We start from the raw sequence: 20,313 nt of genomic DNA on the forward strand, positions 1-20,313 counted from the left end.
CCCCCGTCGCCTCTATGGTTACGAGCCATGTGGCCAGGACAGCAGCAGCCGCCCGGGGGCGAGCACCAACCGCAGCAGCCGAACCCGTACCAGCAGCCGGGGTACGACCAGTCGGGGCAGTCGGGATACCAACAGCCGGGGTACCAGCAACCCAACCCTTACCAGCAGCCCGGATATCAGTCGACGGGCCAGCAGTCCCAGTACGGGCAGCAACCGCAGTGGGGCGGGCAGGCCCCCGCGGGCCCGCCGGTGCCGCCGGGCGGAGGCGGCGGCAACCGGACGACACTGATCGCGATCATCGCGGCCACGGCCGTCGTCGTGGCGGCCGGTGTGACGGGCTTCCTGGTCCTCGGCGACGACGGGGACAAGGGCAAGTCGGAGACCCAGTCCGCGCCGTCGGTCTCGCCGTCGCCGACCGTGTCCGAGAGCACCGCGGACAACCCGCGCGGCGAGGACGCCGGGGCGAAGCCGACCATCGAGGGCTGGAAGGTCGTCGTCAACCCCAAGTGGGGTACGGCCTTCGACGTGCCCGCCGAGTGGGCCGTCCAGTCGCCCGACACCTTCATCGGCTTCGAGGACGACGAGAAGGGCGACGGGTCGGTCCTCATCGGCATGTCGGCACCCGCCATCCTCAAGGAGAACTGGTGCACCTCCGACGACGACAAGGACGGCAACGAGGAGTCGACCTCCCTTGCCGCCGTGGGCACCAAGGGCCAGCAGGGCGCCAAGGACTTGGACGGCATCGCCCGCAACGACTCGGCATGGTGGGTCTTCGGCGGTTACACCGACCAGAAGGACGCCTCCAAGAAGAAGATGACCATCGGCAAGTCCAAGCCGTACACCACGACCTCGGGCGTCGAGGGCAGCGTCGCGACCACGTCCTCCACCGGCGTCGCCAAGAAGGGCAAGTGCGACAGGGACGGCAAGGCGACCACGTTCGCCTTCAAGAACTCGGCCGGTGACTTCGTCTCCTGGACGTTCCACGGCGCCAAGGACGTGAAGGACGAGGTTCCGGACGCGACGGTGCAGAAGATCCTCAGCACGGTACGGCTGTACGGCGACCCGACGGGCGGCTGAGCCGACACCGGGTGGCGCGGCGGCTCGGCGGGGGCGACGTCTGTCGCCCCGAGCCCGGTGTTCGGAAGCCGTTTCCCACTGGCCCGATCTGGTCGTATGCCCTGAGGAAACGGTTTGGCAGGAGCGGCCGGGGCGGCGATAGTCGGCGGGTGACGACTCCCGCCGCCTTCCGTCGCCGCCCCGCCTGGGCCGGCCGCAACTACACCCTGCTGACGGCGGCCGCGGTCGTCACCAACCTGGGCAGCCACGGCGCCCTGATCGCGGCCGCGTTCGCGGTCCTGGAGGCGGGCGGCGACGGCGGGGACGTCGGTCTGGTCGCGGCGGCGCGGACTCTGCCGCTGGTGCTGTTCCTGCTGATCGGCGGCGCGGTCGCGGACCGGCTGCCCCGGCACCACGTGATGGTCGCGGCGAACACTCTCAACTGCCTCTCCCAGGCCGCCTTCGCGGTGCTCGTGCTCACCGGCGACGCGCATCTGTGGCAGATGATGCTGCTCTCCGCGCTCGGCGGCACCGGGCAGGCGTTCTTCAACCCGGCGGCCGAGGGCATGCTGCTCTCCTCCGTCACCGCCGAGCAGGCGGGCCGCGCCTTCGCGCTGTTCCGCTTCGCGTCGCAGGGCGCGACCATGAGCGGCGCGGCCCTCGGCGGCGCCATGGTCGCGGTGATCGGACCCGGCTGGGTGCTCGCGGTGGACGCCGTCGCGTTCGCGGTCGCCGGCGCCCTGCGCGCCTTCCTCGATGTGAGCCACATACCGGAGCGCGAACCGGGCGGCGGCATGCTCGCCGATCTCCGGGACGGCTGGCGGGAGTTCACCGGCCGCACCTGGCTGTGGGCGATCGTCGTGCAGTTCTCCCTCGTCAACGCGGTCATCGTCGCCGCCGACGCGGTCTACGGCCCCCAGGTCGCCCGCGAGAGCCTCGGCGGAGCCGGTCCCTGGGGCCTGGCGCTCGGCCTGTACGGGGCCGGCAACGCCGTCGGAGCGCTGCTCATGACCCGCTGGAAACCGCGCCGCCTCCTCCTCGTGGGCGTCCTCTGCGTCTTCCCGTTCGCCCTGCCGTCCGCCGCGCTCGCCGTGCCGGTGCCGATCGCCGCGCTGTGCCTCGCGATGTTCGTCGGCGGTCTGTCGATCGAGGTGTTCGGTGTCTCCTGGATGACCGCGCTGCACCAGGAGATCCCCGAGGAGAAACTGTCCCGCGTCGCGGCGTACGACTGGTTCGGCTCGGTGGCGATGGTGCCGCTGGCCACCGCGCTGGCGGGCCCGGCCGAGGGCGCCTTCGGGCGTACGGCGGCCCTGTGGGGCTGCGCGGCGCTGTGCGTGGCGGCCACGGCGGCGGTCCTGTGCGTACGGGACGTACGGAACCTGACCCGGCACGTCACGCCGGTGGTCCTGGCCAAGCCCGATGCCGAGCCCGGCTCAGCCGATACCGAAGGCTCCGTCGGGCGGCTCGGGTGACGGCACGGCGTCCTCCTCGCTCACGGGGACGGCGCCGCCGATGAAGTCGCGCAGCGCCGGGCCGTGTTCGACCCGCGCCGGGAAGGCGTCGGCGGCGGTCCGCCGGGCCAGGACGGCGACGTCGAGCGGCTGATGGGCGGCGACCAACACGGCGTTTCCGAACCGTCGGCCGCGCAGCACCCCCGGCTCGGCGATCAGCAGCAGCTCCTCGAACACCGTGGCCAAGGTGGCCAGTTGGGACCGGAGGAACGCGAACGGCGCGGCATCGGCCAGGTTCGCGAGATACGCCCCGTCCGGGCGCAGCACCCGCTCGACGGCCCGCGCGTACGCCACGGTCGTCAGATGCGCCGGCACCCGCGAGCCGCCGAACACATCCCCGACGACCACGTCGGCGGAGTCCGCGGGGGCCGCTTCGAGCCATTCCCGAGCGTCCGCCCCGTGCAGCGCGATCCCCGCGTCGCCGGGCAGCGGCAGATGCTCGGCGACCATGTCCAGCAGCCCCCGGTCGTACTCGACGACGTCCTGCCGGGACCCCGGCCGCATGGCGGCCACATACCGGGGCAGAGTGAGCGCGCCCCCGCCGAGATGCAGCACGTCGAGCGCCCGCCCGGCCTCCGCCACCGTGTCCAGTACATGCCCGAGCCGCCGCGCGTACTCGAACTCCAGATGCGTGGGCGCGTCCAGATCGACGTACGACTGCGGCGCCCCGTCGACGGTCAGCAGCCAGGCCCGGTCCCGGTCGACGTCGGGCATGAGCTTGGCGGTGCCGTGATCGATGGCACGGGAGACGGGTATGGCTTCGTTCACGGCACCCATTGTGCCGGGCTCGCCCTTGGTCGGAGGGCCACCGCGGCGCCCCTGAGAGGGGCGCGGGGAACTGCGCGACCAGCCAAGAACCGGCCCGCAGCCCCTACACACCTCGACCCGCCTACTGAACGGCCGTCACGGTCCCCGCCCCCACGGTCCGACCGCCCTCACGAATCGCGAACCCGAGCCCCGGCTCCAACGGAACCTCACGGCCCAACTCCACACTCATCGTGACCCGGTCCCCCGGCCGCGCGACGGCGAGCTCCCCGAGGTCGACGTCCCCGACCACATCCGCCGTACGGATGTAGAACTGCGGCCGGTACCCGGTCGACACCGGAGTCGTACGCCCGCCCTCGCGCGCCGACAGCACATACACCTGCGCGGTGAAGTGCCGCCTCGGCACGACACTGCCGGGCGCCGCGACGACATGCCCGCGCCGGACGGAGTCCCTGGGCACCCCGCGCAGCAGCAGCGCCACGTTGTCCCCCGCCTGCGCCTCGCCCATGGGCTTGCCGAAGGTCTCCAGACCGGTGACGACGGTCTCCACCTCGGCACCGAGCACTTCGACCCGGTCGCCCACATGGATCGTGCCCCGCTCCACGGCCCCCGTGACGACGGTCCCCCGCCCGGTGATCGTGAGGACGCTCTCCACGGAGAGCAGGAACGGCGCGTCCAGATACCGCTCGGGCATCGGGACGTACGTGTCCACCGCGTCCAGCAGCGCGTCGATCGACGCCGTCCACCGCGGGTCCCCTTCGAGCGCCTTGAGGCCGGAGACCCGTACGACGGGTACGGAGTCGCCGCCGTAGCCGTGCGCGGTGAGCAGCTCACGGACCTCCAGCTCGACGAGGTCGATCAACACGGTGTCCTCGCCGTCGTCGACGGCGTCGGCCTTGTTCAGCGCGACGACCACATGGTTCACGCCCACCTGCCGGGCGAGCAGTACGTGCTCGGCGGTCTGCGGCATGATCCCGTCGAGCGCGGAGACGACGAGGATCGCCCCGTCGAGCTGCGCCGCCCCGGTGACCATGTTCTTGACGTAGTCGGCGTGGCCGGGCATGTCGACGTGCGCGTAGTGCCGGGTGTCGGTCTCGTACTCGACGTGCGCGATGTTGATGGTGATGCCGCGCGCGGCCTCCTCCGGCGCGCGGTCGATGCGGTCGAACGGCACGAACGTGCCCGCCCCGCGCTCGGCGAGGACCTTGGTGATGGCGGCGGTCAGGGTGGTCTTGCCGTGGTCGACATGGCCCATGGTGCCGATGTTGAGATGCGGTTTCGTGCGGACGTAGGCCGTCTTGGACATGGCGGTACCTCGAAGTCTCTTCAGCGGTACTGAGTGAGGCCCCGGCGCGACTACGGGCGCGGCCGGGACGGGGACCCCGAGGTCCTGCCGACCCTCCCCCTACGGGGTCCGCCGGAATGTCCGGGAAGGGTCAGCTTCGGGCGCCGTCTGCGGCGGCCACGACGATCAGAAGGGCAGCCTTCGGGGCATCCGCGACAGTCGCGGATGCGGCGAGAACGAAGGTGTGCCGGAACATGACGTCGATCATCGTCGACGTCTCGGCCCGCGTCGAATGGTTTTCGGTACGGACGAGGTCGGAGGTGAAGCCGAAGAGAGATGCTTCACAGGACGACGCACGGAATGAACGGTGCCGCGGCCGTGTCCGTGTTCCGGAAGGCGCAGGCAGCACCGTGCGCGATGCTCCTCGGGGCGACCGGCACATGGTGCTCGCGAGCCCGTTGTTCCGCTTGTTGTGACCCCCGTGAGACGTTCTGTACGGCATACCCATACATGGGTCGGTTACCGTCGTCGAATGCTCGATGCCACCACCCGCTCTGGGGGCACCGCCACGGTCCTTCCCCGGGCCACCACCACGGAGCTCGCCGTCGCCGCACCCGTACCAGCTGTGCCGCTGGGGCGTGCCGCCCGCTGGGGCAGAGCGCTGCTCTCGCCGTGGGCTCGGTTCTCGCTGCTCGTGGCGCTGCTCGTGGGCGCCTTGGTGACGGTGCTGCTGTTCGAGCCGCAGCGGCTGCTGGCGGACGGCTGGCCGCCCCAACTGGGCGGCGCCGCGGCGGCCGTGGTGTTCGCGGTGGCGTACGGGCTGTGCACGGTCGCCTTCGTGCCCCGGCCGATCCTCAACCTCGCGGCGGGCGCCCTCTTCGGCTCCCAGCTGGGCCTGGCCTCGGCGCTCGCGGGCACGGTCCTCGGGGCCGGCATCGCCTTCGGCCTGGGCCGGATCCTCGGGCAGGACGCCCTGCGCCCCCTCCTCCGCCACCGCTGGCTGAAGTCCGCGGACGGCCAGCTCAGCCGCCACGGCTTCCGCTCGATGCTGGCGGCCCGGTTGTTCCCCGGAGTGCCGTTCTGGGCGGCGAACTACTGCGCGTCCGTCTCCCGCATGGGCTATCTCCCCTTCCTCCTCGCCACCGCACTCGGCTCGATCCCGAACACCGCCGCATACGCGGTAGCCGGCGCCCGCGCCTCGACCCCGACCTCCCCGGCCTTCCTGATCGCCATGGCATGCATCGCGATCCCGGCCCTGGTCGGCGCGGCGCTGGCCTGGCGCAAACGCCACCACTTGCGAGCGCGCTGACCGGGCGGCGGCCGTCTACTCGGCTGCGGGCAGCCGTGCCGCTGAGGGCGATGGTGTCCCATGGACCTGGGCGAGGGCGCCGTTCGGCTTGCCGGTCCTGATGACGCTCATGGCATGGGGCGACCGCCATCTCCGGAAGGACGACGACCGCCGGATGGTGATCGAGCACATCTGCGGCCACGAACTGGTCCCGACGGTCACCTGCACGGCCTGCGGCGGCGAGGTGCGCCACGAGGACCTCATGGCGCACCCGCGGTCCCCCGGCTGGTCGGTGACGGGCCCGACGGGCGCGTAACCGCCGCTACCCGGTCCCCTTGTAGACGTTCAGCCGCCCGCACATCCCGAACTTGCCGTACGCGGCGGGCTGTTCGGCCCGGACGACGGCGTCGGAGAGGTGGGACGGGTCCCCCTGCTCCAGCCGGTCCAGCTGCTCCCCCGTGGCGGCGGCAGCGGCCCGCGCGCCCCACTCCCAGCGTGCGCGCCACTCCGCGAGCCGGGGCCGCACGAGTGCGGCGGCGGCCCGGTGGAAAGCCGCGAGCGGCTCGGGGCCGGACGCGTCGCGCAGCGCCCGGTAGCCCTCCAGGGCGAGGTCCCGCCGGGCCAGGGCCACGCGCTCCTGCTCCGCCTCCGGCGCGTCCACCGGGATGCGGGTGGCGGCGGCGTACGTCTCCGGGTCGGTCAGGTACTCCGGGGGCAGCGTGAGGACGGCGTCGCCCGCCTCCGGGAGCCCGTTGTTCTGCATGAGGACGGTGATGCGCAGGTCGTCCTCGTTGACCAGCCGGTGGATGGTGCCGGGCGTGAACCAGGCGACCGTCCCGGGCGCCAGCGGGGTGACCTCGTACCCGGAGGTCGTCAGCGTCTGCACCGCGCCGCGCCCGCCGGTGACGACGTACGCCTCCGAACAGGTCAGATGCATATGGGGAGTTCCGCCGCAGACCCCGTCCGCGGCGGGCCAGTCGTAGACGGACAGGTGTGAGACGGCGACGCCGCCCGGCAGCCCCTCGTACGCGCTCACCACGGGTGCGCCTCCAGGTACTTGGCGATCTCCTCGCGCTCCCAGGCGCCGTTCGCCACGACGACCCGGTAGCGGCGGGTGAGCGTGTCGCCGGGTGCCAGCTCCAACTCCTGGAAGAAGGCCCAGGAGGGGGCGACGGCGGCGAACGGCTCGTTGCGGACGAACCAGTGGGCGGGGTGGGCGCCCTGAGCTCCCGTGTGGTCGTTCTCGGGCGCGTGTGCGAAGAGGAGCGTGGCGTGTCCGTCGGTGCCGTCGTGCTCGCCCGAGTAGGCCAGCCAGGGCGCCTGCTCGCCCATCAGCTCGGGTCCCTCGGAGTCGGGCCCGATGATCCGCCCGTCCCGGAAGGCGCGCGGCCCGCGCCAGAACAGGCCCGTGTAGCCGGCCATCTCCCGTCCGGCGGTGGTGGGACTGCCGAACAGCAGCGGTTCGTCCCGGCGGTTGGTGATGGCGCTCGTCCAGGTCAGCGCCCAGGAGCCGGACTCCGTGTCGGTGTCGATGTCATGGACCTCGATGCGGCGCTCCTCGTCGGCCCACAGCTCCCCGGTGTACGGGTGCCAGGTCAGCCGCTCGGCGATCACGACCCGCTCGCCGTCCGACTCGACGACGTCGAAGCCGGCGTGCGCCATGGAGCCGACCCGCTCCGGGATCGGCAGGTAGCCCTCGCCGTGCACATACGAGTTGCCGCCCCACAGGTTCTGGCCCGACAGGTGCGAGGCCGTCAGCTGCAGGCCCTTGTGCCAGCGGTGGTCGTTGGGCCGGAAGTCGGTGACGACGTCCCCGGCCAGCGTCCGGATCGGGTGCAGATAGGGCTTCGGGGCCTCCCAGGCCGCCTCCGGCCGGTAGACGTAGCTCAGCAGCTCGACACCGGTGGTGGGTTCGGTGACCGTGATCCGGTCGCCGTGGGCGTGGACGACGCGCAGCCCGTCGTGGAAGGTCATGCGGTGATCTCCTCGGTCGCGTCGGCGGACACCTGAGCGGGTTCGGGCGCCCAGCCGGGGGCGCCTCCGTGCATGGCCGTGTAGTACGGGTCCCCAGGGCCGATCTCCCCACGCCGTACGGTCGTGTCCGTGAACGCCGACTTGTACAGGGCGGCGATCAGCTCAAGGCTCGTCCGCCCGTCGGCGCCGCTGCTGCGCGGCCGCTCGCCCGCGCGCATGCTCGCCACGAGCTCACGCAGCTGGGCCAGGTGCGAGCTGGGCACGTCCTCGCCGAAGTCCCGCCAGGCCGCCGCGTCCGCGTCCGGGGTGCCCGGGGCGGGGGTGAGGGACCAGTTGGCGTTGGAGTGGCCGTACAGATGGGTCAGTTCGACGGTGGCGCGCTCGCAGTCGATGCGGATGCGGCTGACCTCGTCGGGGCTGAGGACGCTGTTGACGACGGTGGCCAGGGCGCCGCTCTCGAAGCGCACGAGGGCGGTCGAGACGTCCTCGGTCTCCACGTCGTGGACCAGCCGCCCGGCCATCGCCCGGACCTCGCTCCACGGGCCGAGCAGATCGAGCAGCAGGTCCATCTGGTGGATGCCGTGGCCCATGGCGGGCCCGCCGCCCTCGGTCTGCCAGCGGCCGCGCCAGGGCACGGCGTAGTAGGCGGTGTCGCGGTACCAGGTGGTCTGGCAGTGCGCCACGAGCGGGCGCCCGAGGCTCTGCTCGGCGATCAGCTTCCGTACATGCCGCGAACCCGAGCCGAAGCGGTGCTGGAAGACGATCGAGGCGTACGGCCCCCCGGTCTCCCTGCCCTCCTCCGCCTCGACGGCGTCGTAGTCGGCGAGCGTGGGCACCGGGGGCTTCTCGCACCACACCCAGGCACCGGCCCGCAGCGCGGCGACACTCTGGTCGCGGTGCAGGGTCGGCGGGGTGCAGACGCTGACCAGATCGGGCCGCTGCTCCGCCAGCATCCGGTCCAGATCGGTGTAGCCGTGCGGGATGCCGTGCTCGGCGCAGAACTTCGCCACCGCGTCGGCATCGATGTCGACCGCGGCGACGATCTCGGTCTCGCCCTCCTCGGCGAGCCGCGCGAGCGCGGGCAGATGCGAGCCGCCGCCGATGGCGCCGATACCGATGATCGCGGCGCGGACGCGGCGGCCGGCCAGGGGGGCCGGGGGACGGCTCGGTCGGTGGTCCGGAGTCGGGCTCGGGTCGTTGCTGGGTGTGGGCATGGACGTGATCAGCACTCCATCGAACGTGACGTCGGACGTTGGCCAACGCCTGGTGGCGGGGGCTCCGGCGGAACGGCGACCCTCACAACGGCAAGCGCTTTCCCTCGTCAGCAACGTATGTGCGGACATAGTGACCGGTCAACACCACGGATCCGGCCGTTCCACGCCTCGCGACGCCCGGCCCGGCCGCCCCCGCACCTCCCCTCCTCCGCCCCCGCCCGGCCCTGCGAAACCCCTGTGACAGCCCTGTCCCCAGGGGGCGCTAGGCTGCCTCCAGCACTGTGATCACCCGCCCCGCGGCGCGGCACGTCTTCCGTCGGCCCTCCACGATCAGCGCTTGGACCACGTAACTTCATGTCTTGGTTTGAATCCCTCATCCTCGGACTCGTCCAGGGGCTGACCGAATTCCTCCCCATCTCCTCCAGCGCGCATCTGCGCCTGACGGCGGCCTTCTCCGGCTGGGAGGACCCGGGCGCGGCCTTCACCGCGATCACGCAGATCGGCACCGAGGCCGCCGTGCTGATCTACTTCCGCAAGGACATCGCCAACATCATCTCGGCGTGGTCGCGCTCCCTGTTCAACAAGGAGATGCGCGGCGACCACGACGCCCAGATGGGCTGGCTGGTGATCGTCGGTTCCATCCCGATCGGTGTCCTCGGCGTAACCCTCAAGGACCAGATCGAGGGCCCGTTCCGCGACCTGCGCATCACCGCGACCACGCTGATCGTCATGGGTATCGTCCTGGGCATCGCGGACCGCCTGGCCGCCCGCGACGAGACCGGCGGGAAGCACCGCGCCATCAAGGAGCGCAAGAGCCTCGAACAGCTCAGCATCAAGGACGGCCTCATCTTCGGCCTCTGCCAGGCCATGGCCCTCATCCCCGGTGTCTCCCGCTCCGGCGCCACCATCAGCGGCGGCCTCCTCATGGGCTACAAGCGCGAGGCCGCGGCCCGCTACTCCTTCCTCCTCGCCATCCCGGCCGTGATCGCCTCGGGCGGCTACGAACTCAAGGACGCGATGGAGGGCGGCCATGTCTCCTGGGGCCCGACGATCTTCGCCACGGTCATCGCCTTCTTCGTCGGCTATGCAGTCATCGCATGGTTCATGAAATTCATTTCAACCAAGAGCTTCATGCCCTTCGTCTATTACCGCATCGCCCTCGGCATCCTCCTCGTCATCCTGGTGTCGATGGGCGTACTGAGCCCGCACGCGGGCGAGTCGGCGGGCTGAGCGGGCCTCGGCCGGAACGGCCCCTTCCTCCCCAACTCCCTTCCGTGACCAACCACATACGGCATCCGTAGCCGACCAGTAGCGCGCTGTCAGTCCGGGCGCCTACTCTTGTCCGCATGTCCCCCGATGCCATCACCCGTGGTTCCGTGCGGTCTGCCGCCGACTTGAACAACCAGATCCGAGCGCTGTGGCGGCGTGCGGGCGGGTCGCTCTCGGCGCAGGAGCGGGCGGAGTACGAGCTGTTGGTCGTGGAGTGGGCCGCGGCGATGCGCGGAGACGTCGTCGAGGCCGCGTGAGCCCAGCGGGGCGGAGCGCCGACGAACGGGACCGCACCCCCGGCGGACTGGTCATCTTCCTGAACGGCACGTCCAGTTCGGGCAAGTCGAGCATCGCGGTGGAGTTGCTGCGGGTCCTCGACGAGCCGTACTTCCACATTCCGGTCGACGCGTTCCACGCCATGCGCACACGCCAGGAGATGCCGGCCGAACGGCTCGCCACCGTGCTGCACAACACCTGGCGGGGCTATCACCGCGCGATCGCCGGCATGGCCGCCGCGGGCAACAACGTCGTCATGGACCACGTCCTGAGCCAGGAATGGCGACTGCGGGACTGTCTCGACCTCTTCGTGCCGGACGACGTCGTGTTCGTCGGCGTGCGCTGCTCCCGCGCCGAGCTCGAACGACGCGAGCGGGAGCGGGGCGACCGGCCGCCGGGGCTGGCCGCGCGACAGTTGGAGCAGGTGCACGCACACGGGCTCTACGACATCGAGTGCGACACAAGCCGGGCGGACCCGCTCCGGTGCGCCTCGCGTATCAAGGAGTTCCTGACCGACCGGCCCACACCGACCGCCTTCCAGCGACTGCTCGACAAGCGGCGCGGCTGACGTTCACCGACCGCCGGACACCCGCAGCACCGCCCCCGTGGTGTACGAGGCCTCCGGAGACATGAGCCAGGCGATGGCCGACGCGATCTCGTCGGCGCGGCCGGGGCGGCGGAGGGGGACGGAGGCGGCGATGCGCTCGGGGCGTTCCGGGTCGCCCATCCGCGCGTGGATCTCGGTGTCGATCACCCCGGGGGCTACCGCGTTGACACGGATGCCGTCCGGACCGAGTTCCTTGGCGAGCCCCGTCGTGAGCGCGTCGACCGCGGCCTTGGTCGCCGCGTAGTGGACGTACTCGCCGGGACTGCCCAGCGTGGCCGCCGCCGAGGACACGTTCACGATGACCCCGCTTCCCCAGGCCGCCATCACCGTGGCCGCCCGGCGCGAACACAGCAGCACACCGAGGAGGTTGACCTCCACCACCCGGCGCAGGACCTCCGTGTCGGTGTCGGCCAGTCTCCCGAACGGGCCTGTCACCCCGGCGTTGTTGACCAGCCCCGTCACCGGCCCGAGCCGCTCCGCCGCCGTCTCGAACAGCCGGTCCACATCGGCCTCCACCGAGGTGTCCGCCTTGACCGTGACACAGCGCGCCCCGTTCGCCCGCACCCCCGTCGCGATCCACTCGGCGGCCGCCCCGTCGTTCACATACCCGACGACCACGTCGTGCCCGTCCGCCGCGAGCCGCAGGCAGGTCGCGGCACCGATCCCCCGGCTGCCGCCCGTGACCACCGTGACCGGACGTGACATCCCAACCTCCCTGACTACGGCCGTATCGCGAGCGGCGTACGGCGACCGACGAGCTCGGCGATCGATCATCCTACGATCACAGCGGGCCGCCATCTTGTCGTTCGAGGGCAACCATTCCGGACCCGGCGACAACTGAGGAGTGGGAAGCTCCTTTCACCCGAGCCCCACACGAACCACACATGCACCCACGCACGCGCTCGCCCGAACCACGCAAGGACGCAAAGGACTTCACCGTGGCACCCCGTTCCCACCGCTCCTCCCGTCACCCCAAGCGGCGCACCATCCTCGTCTCCGTCGCCGCCGTGGCGGCCGTCGGGCTCGCCGCGTCCCTCGTCATGGCGTTCAGCCCCGACCGCGAGACCGGCACCGCGGCTGCCGGGAAGGCCGGCGCCACCCCCGCCGCGGCCACCACCCCGTCGGCCGAGCCGTCCAGGACACCGGAGCGCAAACCCTCCACGAAGCCACCGAAGTCCCCGAGCGCGTCGGCCACCAAGACCACCCCGGCGCCGGCCGCGACCACCGGGTCGGCGCGACCGACACCCGAGACCACCCGGCAGGCGGGATCCGCCTCGGCGTCGCTGGCGGGCCGGATCCGCCCCGGGGTCGACTACGAAGGAGTCGCCACCTTCTACGACGCCGGAAACGGCGACGGCGCCTGCTCGTTCGGCCCGACCGGCGACGTCATGACCGCGGCGATGAACACGACCGACTACGAGGTCTCCCAGGCCTGCGGAGCGTATGTGCGTGTCCGTGCGGGCGGCGCCTCCGTCACGGTCCGGATCACCAACGAGTGCCCGTCACCCTGCAGGCCCGGGCAACTCGACCTCAGCGCCCAGGCCTTCGCCAAGCTCGCCGCTCCTTCGCGCGGTCAGATACCGATCACCTGGAGCCTGCTGAGCCCCGGCACGTCCGACCCCCTCTCGATCCGGTACAAGACCGGCTCCAGCCAGTACTGGTGCGGCATCCAGGTGATCGGCCACCGCAATCCGGTCGCCCGGCTGGAGGTCCGCGAGGGCGGCAGCTGGACCCGGTTGCCCCGTACCGAATACAACTACTTCCTCTCCGAGCAGGGCGGCGGGTGCGGTGGCGCGCTGAGGATCACCGACATCTACGGAGAGCAGCTGACCGTCGACGGGATCACGGTGCGGCCGGACGCCGTACAGCCGACCAAGGTGCAGTTCGCCGCGCGCTGACCGTGCCACCCGCTGTCCCCACCGGACGCGGCTCGCGACGCCGATCGGCCGGATAGAGCAAGCGCGCGAGCGCGTGACCGTGGTCCCGGCCAATGCTGAGGGTGACCTGCCCCGCCGACTTCCCGGGACCCTCATGCCGCCCACGCCCTCTTCCCGCCCGCACACGCGTACCCGTACCCGTCCTCGCTCCCGCCTCCGTCTGTCCCTCGTCGCCCTGCTCGGCGCCTCCTGCCTCGGCGGCCTGCTCACCGCTCCGGCGGCGGGTGCCGCTTCCGACGGCGGGAGCGAGGGGGCCCTGCGACGGCAGCTCGAAGAGCTGGTCAGCACCCCCGGAGGGCCGCCGGGTGTGATCGTCGTACTGCAACGGGGGGACACGCAGCATGTCGTACGGGCTGGTGTCGCCGATCTGGAGAGCGGTCGGCCGATCGAGACCACCGACCACATGCGGATCGCCAGTACGGCGAAGGCGTTCACCGGTGCCGTGGCGCTGCGTCTGGTGCAGCGGGGTGCGCTCGACCTCGACAGCACCATCGGCCGCACGCTGCCCCAGCTGCCGCGCGCATGGCGGTCGGTCACCCTCCGGCAGTTGCTGAACCACACCAGCGGGCTGCCCGACTACTCCGAGGACCCGGAGTTCCTGGAACTGCTGCTCGCGGATCCGCGCCGCACGTTCGACCCGCGCCGGCTGCTGGACTTCGTGGCGGACGAGCCGCTCCGCTTCCGTCCGGGCTCCCAGTACCAGTACTCCAACTCCGACAACATCGCCGTCGCGCTGATGGCGGAGGCGGCGACCCACAGGCCGTACGAGGAGTTGCTGAGCCGGATCGTCTACCAGCCGCTCGGTCTGCACGACACCAGCCTCCCCCTGGGCTACGAGATGCCGGAGCCGTACATGCACGGGTACGCCGTCGAGCCGCCCGAGCCGCCGGAGGACGTCAGCGAAGTGCTCAGCGCGTCCGGTGTGTGGGCCTCGGGCGGGATCGTCTCCACTCCGCATGACATGACGCGGTTCATTCGCGCCTACGCCGCCGGAAAGCTGACGTCGGAGGAGGTTCTGCGCGAGCAGCGCCGCTGGATCGAGGGGGCGTCCGAACCGGCCGGCCCCGGCCGCAACACGGCGGGACTCGGCATCTTCCACTACAGCACCCGCTGCGGGGTGGTGTTGGGGCACACCGGGAACTTCCCCGGCTACACGCAGCTGATCGCCGCGACACCCGACGGCCGGAAGTCCCTCACCTTCTCGCTCACCACCCAGGTGAACAGGACGAACAATCCGGAGCTCGTGGAGAAGCTCCGCGCGATCGAGGAGAACGCGGTCTGCACGCTGCTCCGCCGAGACAGAGGCTGACCGGGTGGCTGCGCCTGACCGCGTCCGAGGTCAGGTGTCAGCGGCGCAGATGGGCCAGCAGTTCGTCCGCGACGGGATACGGCCGCTCCTCGGGCAGCAGCCCGGCCGCCGCGTCCAGGTCACCCGCCCGTACGAGGCGGTGGACCTCCGTGGCGAGCGGCGTCACGTCCTCGATGCCGACGATCCACTCGTCCGCGTACCGAGCGGCCGCCTCACCCGCCAGGCCCAACTGCAACGAGCGGTACGGCAGCGGGTTCAGCCGCAGGTCGCGCTCGGGGTCCCACTGCACCCGAGCGGGCGATCGCCGCAGCTCCCGCTGCCAGGCGGTCTGGCTCTCGTGCAACTCCGGTACGTAGTGCGAGAGGCAGGAGTTGCGCAGGGCCCACTCGAAGCCGTCGCGGCCGATCTCGACGGCCAGCACCGTCTCCTGGCCCTCCTTCAGGCCCCAGCCGCAGCGGTACATCATCCACAGGAAGGACGGCTTGATCCAGGTCATCCGGTCCCGCTTCCACGCGGCCGGGAACCTCCCGCCGCGCGCGGCCGGGCCGCCGATCTCCGGGCGGTACGCCTGGTAGACGGTCACCGTGTCGGCGGTATGGCGGGCACGGACACGGAACTTGGGTTCCGTCACTGGTTGACGTTCACTTTCAGTCACGAAGACCAGGTTCGATCACCGCCGCACTCCGAGGCCACCGAATATCGACGGCCGTCACGCCCACGACCGGGCGGCCGGTCCCGGTGATCCCTGAAATATCCCCCATCTGCCTGCACGCCCCTTGGCGTGGCGCGTCCTCTGCCCCAACACTGAGCCGATGACGCAGCGCGTAGAGCTCGCGACCGTGATGGACCGACTCGCCGTCGACGGCCTGATCACCGAGTACGCGGTGGCGGTGGACGACGGCGACTGGACGGCTTACCGGGAACTGTTCGCACCGGACGGCCGCGCGGACTACCGCTCGGCAGGGGGCATCGAGGGGGACGCCGTGCAGGTCGCCGGGTGGCTGGCGCGGAGCATGGAGCTCTTCCCGATGCGGCAGCATCTGATCGTCAACCGGCGGGTGCGGTTCGGCTACCTCGAGCAGGACACCGGTGACACCGCCCAGGTCCAGGCGGACTACATCAACCCGATGCGCTTCGCCGGACACGACGGCGGATCCACCGCCCCCGACCTCGTCTGCGGCGGCCGCTACGCCTTCGCCCTGATCCGCACACCCGACGGCTGGCGCCTCCGCGAGGTCGTCGTCCAGGAAAAATGGCGCCGCGCCCCGGAGGGTCTCACCCCCGACCAGCATCCCTCCCCGGCCTGAGCACGCCGCCCGGCCCGACCACCGCTCCCGGCCCGACCGCCGCTTCCCGGGCCGGAGCGCCGCTTGCCGAGCCTGAGCGCCCCGGCCCCACCGCCCTCCCCGCCGGGCTGCCGACCACCGGCCCGCGCACCACCCCGCGCCTGTGACACCCCCTGTCGGAGATCGCTTACGGCGCGCACACTGGAAACACGCACAGCCGGGGAGGGAGGCGCTGAATGAGGACGTCGGACTGGCTCGCCTCCCCATGGCGGCGGCGGGTGGCCGTCGTCATGGCCGGCGGTCTGCCTGTGCTCGCGTTCCCGGCGCCGGGCCTGTGGTGGTTCGCGTACGGGGCGCTGGTGCCCTGGATACTGCTGATCCGCAGGGCTCCGACCGGCCGCCGGGCGGCGTACGACGGCTGGCTCGGCGGTTTCGGCTTCATGCTGGCCATGCACCACTGGCTGCTGCCGAACCTGCATGTGTTCACCTTCGTCATCGCCGGCCTGCTGGGCGCGCTGTGGGCGCCCTGGGCCTGGCTGGTGCGCCGGTTCCTGGCCGGCACGCCCTCGTCCGGGCGGATCGCCGCCGCCCTGCTGGTCGTGCCGTCGGGCTGGCTGGCCATCGAACTCGTGCGCTCCTGGCAGGGGCTCGGCGGCCCATGGGGGCTGCTGGGGTCCAGCCAGTGGCAGGTGGAGCCCGCGCTGCGGCTGGCCTCGGTCGGCGGTGTCTGGCTGATCGGCTTCCTGGTGGTGGCCGTCAATGTGGCGGTCACCGTGCTGGTCTCGGTACGCCGGTCCCGGGCGCCGGCGCTCGCCGGTGTCGTCGCGGCGGCCATCGCGACCTCGGCGGTGTGGCTGTGGTCGCCGCGACCCGACGTCCGGGGCGAGGTGCGGATCGCCGTCGTACAGCCCGGTGTGACCGACGGTCCCGACAACCGGTTCGCCCGCGAGGAGGCGCTCACCCGCCGGCTCGCGGGGCAGGACCTGGACCTGATCGTCTGGGGCGAGAGCAGCGTCGGCTACGACCTGGCCGACCGGACCGACCTCGCCGACCGTATCGCCGCGCTGGCCCGCGAGACGGACACGAACATCCTGGTGAACGTCGACGCCCGCCGCTCCGACCGTCCCGGCATCTACAAGAGTTCCGTGCTCGTCGGCCCCGACGGCCCGACCGGTGACCGCTACGACAAGATGCGTCTGGTCCCCTTCGGCGAGTACATCCCCGCGCGTTCGCTGCTCGGCTGGGCCACCTCGGTCGGTGAGGCGGCCGGCGAGGACCGCAGGCAGGGCACCGCGCAGGTCGTGTTCGACTCCGGGAAGGGACTGCGGATCGGCCCGATGGTCTGCTTCGAGTCCGCGTTCCCGGACATGAGCCGTCATCTCGTCGAGGACGGTGCCGAGTTGCTGCTCGCGCAGTCGGCGACCTCGACGTTCCAACAGAGCTGGGCGCCCGAGCAGCACGCCTCGCTGGCCGCGCTGCGGGCCGCCGAGACCGGCCGCCCGATGGCCCACGCGACGCTCACCGGCGTCTCGGCGGTGTACGGCCCGGACGGCGAGCGCGTCGGCTCCCGGCTCAGCACGGACGAGAGCACGACGGCGGTGTACGAGGTGCCGCTGGCGGGCGGTACGACGCCGTACGTCCGCTTCGGCGACTGGCCGGTGCACGCGGCGCTGCTGGTGCTGGTCGTATGCGGTGCCTTCGAGGGCGTACGGGCCGTGCGGCTCAGGCGGCGGACCGGTCCTCCACCGCCCGCACCACCCGCTCGCACAGCTCATGGGTCGCCAGCGCGTCCCGCGCGCTGAGCACCTTGCCCGCGCGCACGGCGTCGAGGAAGACGAGCACCGCCTGCTCGATGCCGCGCTGCCGGGCCACCGGCACCCAGTCGCCGCGCCGCCTTATGGACGGCTGCCCCTTGTGGTCGACGACCTCGGCGAGGTTCACGACCTGCCGCTTGGTGTCCTGCCCGGAGACCTCCAGGATCTCCTCCGCCGAGCCGCTGAGCCGGTTCATGACGCCGAGCGCGGTGAAGCCGGCCCCGGAGAGCTGCAGCACGACGTGGTGCAGCAGCCCGTCCTCGGTCCGGGCGCGCACGGTCATGTCCTCGATCTCCCCCGGCACCAGGAACCGCAGGGTGTCCACGACATGGATGAAGTCGTCGAGGATCATCGTGCGCGGCAGTTCGGGCAGGCCGATGCGGTTCTTCTGCATGAGGATCAGCTCGCGCGGATGGTCGGCGCACTGCGCGTATCCGGGCGCGTACCGCCGGTTGAAGCCCACGGCGAGGCCGACGTTCCGCTCCTCCGCGAGCCGTACGAGCCGTTCGGAGTCCGCGAGTTGGTACGCGAGCGGCTTGTCGACGTACGTCGGCACGTCCGCCTCCAGCAGCCGCTGGACGATCTCGGGGTGGGCCCCGGTGGGCGCGTGCACGAAGGCCGCGTCGAGGTCCTGCGCGAGCAGCGCGTCGAGGTCGGTGTGCCGCTGTCCCGGGGGGAGGTGGAGGCTGTCGGCGACGCGGGTGAGGGTGGCGGGAGTCCGCGTCTGCAGATGGAGTTCGAGCCCCGCTCGGGTGCCGAGCACCGGCAGATACGCCTTCCGCGCGATGTCGCCGAGTCCGATGCAGCCGACCTTCACAGGGGTCTCCCGTCCACGGTGCCGTCGAAATGCCTCGTCGGCAGCATACGGGGGCTGCGAGGATGGCCGGCATGACTACCCGGCGCACCGAACCCTCCGTCACGGCCGATGAACGGACCATGCTCGAAGGCTGGCTCGACTATCACCGCGAGACCCTCGCGATCAAGTGCGAGGGCCTGGACGACGCCCGGTTGCGGACCGCGTCGGTGCCGCCCTCGGAGCTGTCCCTGCTGGGGCTCGTACGGCACATGGCGGAGGTCGAGCGCATCTGGTTCCGCAAGGTGCTGGTGGACGACGACCAGGGGCCGATCTACTTCAGCGAGGAGGACCCGGACGGCGAGTTCCACCTCACCGAGGAGGACACCTGGGAGGAGGCGTACGCCACCTGGCAGGCGGAGATCGCTCTCGCCCGGCGCAACGCGGAGGGCTTCGCCCTGGACGACATCAGCAAGGCCGTGCACCGGCGCTCGGGCGAGGCGCCGAGCCTGCGGTGGATCTACACGCACATGATCGAGGAGTACGCGCGGCACAACGGGCACGCGGACCTCATCCGGGAGCGGATCGACGGGGCCACCGGGTACTGAACGCAGACGGGCGCCCGGTCTGCGGCCCGCATGCCGAGGGTCTTGCGAACGCCCGGTCCACGGCACGCCTGCCGAGGCCCTCCGACGAGACGCGCGGCGTCGCAGGCGGGCCCGGGCGTCACCCATGTGGGGCATCCTCCGCCTCCTCCCTCCCCAAAGCCGCCCGGACACAGCAGAGTTGCGCGCGTGCATCGACCGACCACCACCGCAACGCTCCTGGTCACCGTGGCCGTCACGGCCCTCACCGGCTGCGTGACCGCGCAACACCCGCCCCCGTCCCCGGCGTCACACGCCCCGTCCCGGCCGTCCGAGCCCCGCCCGGACGGCACCACCGAGACACAGGTCGTGCAGGCCCCGGCGCGGGAGGCCCTGGAGCTGATCTCCCCGCCACGGGAACCCACCCCCAGCGCGTCCACGACACCGAAGCCCGCCGCGTCGACTCCCGCCACCACACCAACGGCCACCCCGACCCCGCCTCCGCCTCCGCCCCCGGACGAGCGGCCGGATCCCCCCGAACGGCACGGCCCGTCACCCAGGTTCCACCCCCACGTCGAGATTCCGCCCTTCCCCGACGCCCTCCCGACGGAACCGCCGAAGAACTCCGCCGTGTGCGCGCTCGGCCACACGTACGGCGGCTGGGGCAAGGACACCCCACAGGCGGTCATCTGCGAGGAGGTATACGGCCGTTGAGCAAAGCCGGCGCCCCGAAACGGGTGCTCGCCCCGTCACCAACGTCACAGGGCGGTACACCTAGGGCCGCTGTCTCGGCGGCCCCGGCGTCTGTCCTCCGGCGGGGCCCGCCTCGTCGAGCTGGGTCTCCAGGCGGGTGAGAGCGGCCCGGATGCCGTCGCCGTAGCCGTCGTCCCCCAGCGTGCCGATCACACCCCGGGCCAGGCGCAGATGGCTGCGGGCCGCGTCATGGCGGCCGAGCTTGACGTAGTCGGCGGCGAGGTTCAGATGCAGCGAGGGGTAGAAGGCCCGTACCGCGAGCCCCTCGTGATGCTCCGCCACCCGGCCGTCGGACAACTCGTCGGCCGCCGACAACGCTCTGAGGTCCCAGGCCAGTTCATCGGCCGGCTCCTCCTGGGTGTCGGCCATGTAGTGCGCCAGTGTGCAGCGGTGGAGCGGGTCGCCGTCCTCGCCGATCTCCGTCCACAGCTTCGCGAGACGGTCCCGGGCCTCCTCGCGGTCGCCCCCGTGGTGCAGCATGACCGCCTGCCCGATCCGGGTCATCATGGCGTCCGGCGCCACCTGCTCCTGTCGCTCCACCACCGCGTCCTCCACACTCGTCGCCCCCGGACTTGCCTGTCCCTGCCGACGC

Annotated in this window: 22 protein-coding genes and 1 pseudogene; 14 read left to right on the forward strand and 9 right to left on the reverse strand. The window is 71.8% G+C overall.

Features of this window, described 5'->3' with window-relative positions:
* Window positions 1-27 precede the first annotated feature (27 nt).
* Window positions 28-1,077 (forward strand): hypothetical protein, encoded by a 1,050-nt coding sequence (locus JIX55_RS09510; RefSeq protein ID WP_257562867.1) that lies wholly within the window; start codon window positions 28-30, stop codon window positions 1,075-1,077.
* A gap of 149 nt (window positions 1,078-1,226) precedes the next feature.
* Entirely contained in the window at window positions 1,227-2,528 is a 1,302-nt protein-coding gene (locus JIX55_RS09515) for an MFS transporter (RefSeq protein WP_257562868.1), read from the forward strand.
* On the opposite strand, the gene JIX55_RS09520 is transcribed toward JIX55_RS09515, so the two are convergent.
* Window positions 2,490-3,335, reverse strand: a complete 846-nt coding sequence (locus JIX55_RS09520; RefSeq protein ID WP_257562869.1) for a spermidine synthase — start codon at window positions 3,333-3,335, stop codon at window positions 2,490-2,492. The two genes, JIX55_RS09515 and JIX55_RS09520, sit on opposite strands and share 39 nt — an antisense overlap.
* 121 nt (window positions 3,336-3,456) lie before the next feature.
* Entirely contained in the window at window positions 3,457-4,638 is a 1,182-nt protein-coding gene (gene tuf, locus JIX55_RS09525) for an elongation factor Tu (protein ID WP_257562870.1), read from the reverse strand.
* Window positions 4,639-4,871: 233 nt separating this feature from the next.
* Here tuf and JIX55_RS09530 point away from each other — a divergent pair, with 233 nt between their 5' ends.
* The 3 genes and pseudogenes from JIX55_RS09530 to JIX55_RS09540 form a co-directional block, all read left to right on the forward strand.
* On the forward strand, window positions 4,872-5,093 hold the full coding sequence (locus tag JIX55_RS09530) for a hypothetical protein (RefSeq protein WP_257569730.1): 222 nt from the start codon (window positions 4,872-4,874) through the stop codon (window positions 5,091-5,093).
* Window positions 5,094-5,149: 56 nt separating this feature from the next.
* Window positions 5,150-5,926: a TVP38/TMEM64 family protein gene (locus tag JIX55_RS09535; RefSeq protein ID WP_257562871.1), complete on the forward strand. Its 777-nt coding sequence runs from the start codon at window positions 5,150-5,152 to the stop codon at window positions 5,924-5,926.
* Window positions 5,927-6,017: 91 nt separating this feature from the next.
* Window positions 6,018-6,221 (forward strand): annotated as a pseudogene (locus JIX55_RS09540) (winged helix-turn-helix transcriptional regulator); the annotation flags it as partial.
* Between the two features lie 6 nt (window positions 6,222-6,227).
* Here JIX55_RS09540 and JIX55_RS09545 read toward each other — a convergent pair.
* From JIX55_RS09545 to JIX55_RS09555, 3 genes are read right to left on the reverse strand one after another with little or no spacing between them, the layout of a single operon-like run.
* A complete protein-coding gene (locus JIX55_RS09545) occupies window positions 6,228-6,944 on the reverse strand; it encodes a cupin domain-containing protein (RefSeq protein ID WP_257562872.1) in 717 nt (238 codons plus the stop codon).
* Complete coding sequence (locus JIX55_RS09550; RefSeq protein WP_257562873.1) at window positions 6,938-7,879, reverse strand: PmoA family protein; 942 nt, start codon at window positions 7,877-7,879, stop codon at window positions 6,938-6,940. Before JIX55_RS09550 ends, JIX55_RS09545 begins: the two co-directional genes overlap by 7 nt.
* The gene (locus JIX55_RS09555) at window positions 7,876-9,093 is read right to left on the reverse strand and encodes a Gfo/Idh/MocA family protein (RefSeq protein ID WP_257562874.1); all 1,218 of its coding nucleotides are present in this window, start codon (window positions 9,091-9,093) and stop codon (window positions 7,876-7,878) included. Before JIX55_RS09555 ends, JIX55_RS09550 begins: the two co-directional genes overlap by 4 nt.
* A gap of 354 nt (window positions 9,094-9,447) precedes the next feature.
* Here JIX55_RS09555 and JIX55_RS09560 point away from each other — a divergent pair, with 354 nt between their 5' ends.
* The 3 genes from JIX55_RS09560 (at window position 9,448) to JIX55_RS09570 (ending at window position 11,206) form a co-directional block, all read left to right on the forward strand.
* Window positions 9,448-10,323: an undecaprenyl-diphosphate phosphatase gene (locus tag JIX55_RS09560; RefSeq protein WP_257547902.1), complete on the forward strand. Its 876-nt coding sequence runs from the start codon at window positions 9,448-9,450 to the stop codon at window positions 10,321-10,323.
* Window positions 10,324-10,439: 116 nt separating this feature from the next.
* Window positions 10,440-10,619 (forward strand): hypothetical protein, encoded by a 180-nt coding sequence (locus tag JIX55_RS09565; protein WP_257562875.1) that lies wholly within the window; start codon window positions 10,440-10,442, stop codon window positions 10,617-10,619.
* Entirely contained in the window at window positions 10,616-11,206 is a 591-nt protein-coding gene (locus JIX55_RS09570; protein ID WP_257562876.1) for a chloramphenicol phosphotransferase CPT family protein, read from the forward strand. Before JIX55_RS09565 ends, JIX55_RS09570 begins: the two co-directional genes overlap by 4 nt.
* A gap of 3 nt (window positions 11,207-11,209) precedes the next feature.
* Here JIX55_RS09570 and JIX55_RS09575 read toward each other — a convergent pair whose 3' ends face one another.
* Entirely contained in the window at window positions 11,210-11,950 is a 741-nt protein-coding gene (locus tag JIX55_RS09575) for an SDR family NAD(P)-dependent oxidoreductase (protein ID WP_257562877.1), read from the reverse strand.
* A 233-nt stretch (window positions 11,951-12,183) separates the two neighbouring features.
* Between JIX55_RS09575 and JIX55_RS09580 the strand changes: the two genes are divergently transcribed.
* Window positions 12,184-13,143 (forward strand): expansin EXLX1 family cellulose-binding protein, encoded by a 960-nt coding sequence (locus tag JIX55_RS09580; protein ID WP_257569276.1) that lies wholly within the window; start codon window positions 12,184-12,186, stop codon window positions 13,141-13,143.
* 133 nt (window positions 13,144-13,276) lie between these two features.
* Complete coding sequence (locus JIX55_RS09585) at window positions 13,277-14,491, forward strand: serine hydrolase domain-containing protein (RefSeq protein ID WP_257562878.1); 1,215 nt, start codon at window positions 13,277-13,279, stop codon at window positions 14,489-14,491.
* A gap of 37 nt (window positions 14,492-14,528) precedes the next feature.
* Here the strand turns inward: JIX55_RS09585 and JIX55_RS09590 are convergent, their stop codons facing one another.
* Window positions 14,529-15,122, reverse strand: a complete 594-nt coding sequence (locus JIX55_RS09590) for a DUF4291 domain-containing protein (protein WP_257562879.1) — start codon at window positions 15,120-15,122, stop codon at window positions 14,529-14,531.
* A 181-nt stretch (window positions 15,123-15,303) separates the two neighbouring features.
* Between JIX55_RS09590 and JIX55_RS09595 the strand changes: the two genes are divergently transcribed.
* Both JIX55_RS09595 and lnt read left to right on the forward strand, forming a co-directional pair.
* Complete coding sequence (locus tag JIX55_RS09595; RefSeq protein ID WP_257562880.1) at window positions 15,304-15,798, forward strand: nuclear transport factor 2 family protein; 495 nt, start codon at window positions 15,304-15,306, stop codon at window positions 15,796-15,798.
* 215 nt (window positions 15,799-16,013) lie between these two features.
* Complete coding sequence (gene lnt, locus JIX55_RS09600) at window positions 16,014-17,579, forward strand: apolipoprotein N-acyltransferase (RefSeq protein ID WP_257562881.1); 1,566 nt, start codon at window positions 16,014-16,016, stop codon at window positions 17,577-17,579.
* Here lnt and JIX55_RS09605 read toward each other — a convergent pair.
* On the reverse strand, window positions 17,500-18,408 hold the full coding sequence (locus JIX55_RS09605) for a Gfo/Idh/MocA family protein (RefSeq protein WP_257562882.1): 909 nt from the start codon (window positions 18,406-18,408) through the stop codon (window positions 17,500-17,502). The two genes, lnt and JIX55_RS09605, sit on opposite strands and share 80 nt — an antisense overlap.
* Window positions 18,409-18,479: 71 nt before the next feature.
* On the opposite strand from JIX55_RS09605, the gene JIX55_RS09610 reads away from it, so the two are divergent.
* Both JIX55_RS09610 and JIX55_RS09615 read left to right on the forward strand, forming a co-directional pair.
* Complete coding sequence (locus tag JIX55_RS09610; protein ID WP_257562883.1) at window positions 18,480-18,992, forward strand: DinB family protein; 513 nt, start codon at window positions 18,480-18,482, stop codon at window positions 18,990-18,992.
* A 186-nt stretch (window positions 18,993-19,178) separates the two neighbouring features.
* Entirely contained in the window at window positions 19,179-19,682 is a 504-nt protein-coding gene (locus tag JIX55_RS09615; protein ID WP_257562884.1) for a hypothetical protein, read from the forward strand.
* 60 nt (window positions 19,683-19,742) lie between these two features.
* Here the strand turns inward: JIX55_RS09615 and JIX55_RS09620 are convergent, their stop codons facing one another.
* Window positions 19,743-20,264, reverse strand: coding sequence for a hypothetical protein (locus JIX55_RS09620; protein WP_257562885.1), 522 nt, complete (start codon window positions 20,262-20,264; stop codon window positions 19,743-19,745).
* Between the last annotated feature and the right edge of the window lie 49 nt (window positions 20,265-20,313).

It is taken from the genome of Streptomyces sp. DSM 40750, assembly GCF_024612035.1.
Lineage (GTDB): Bacteria > Actinomycetota > Actinomycetes > Streptomycetales > Streptomycetaceae > Streptomyces.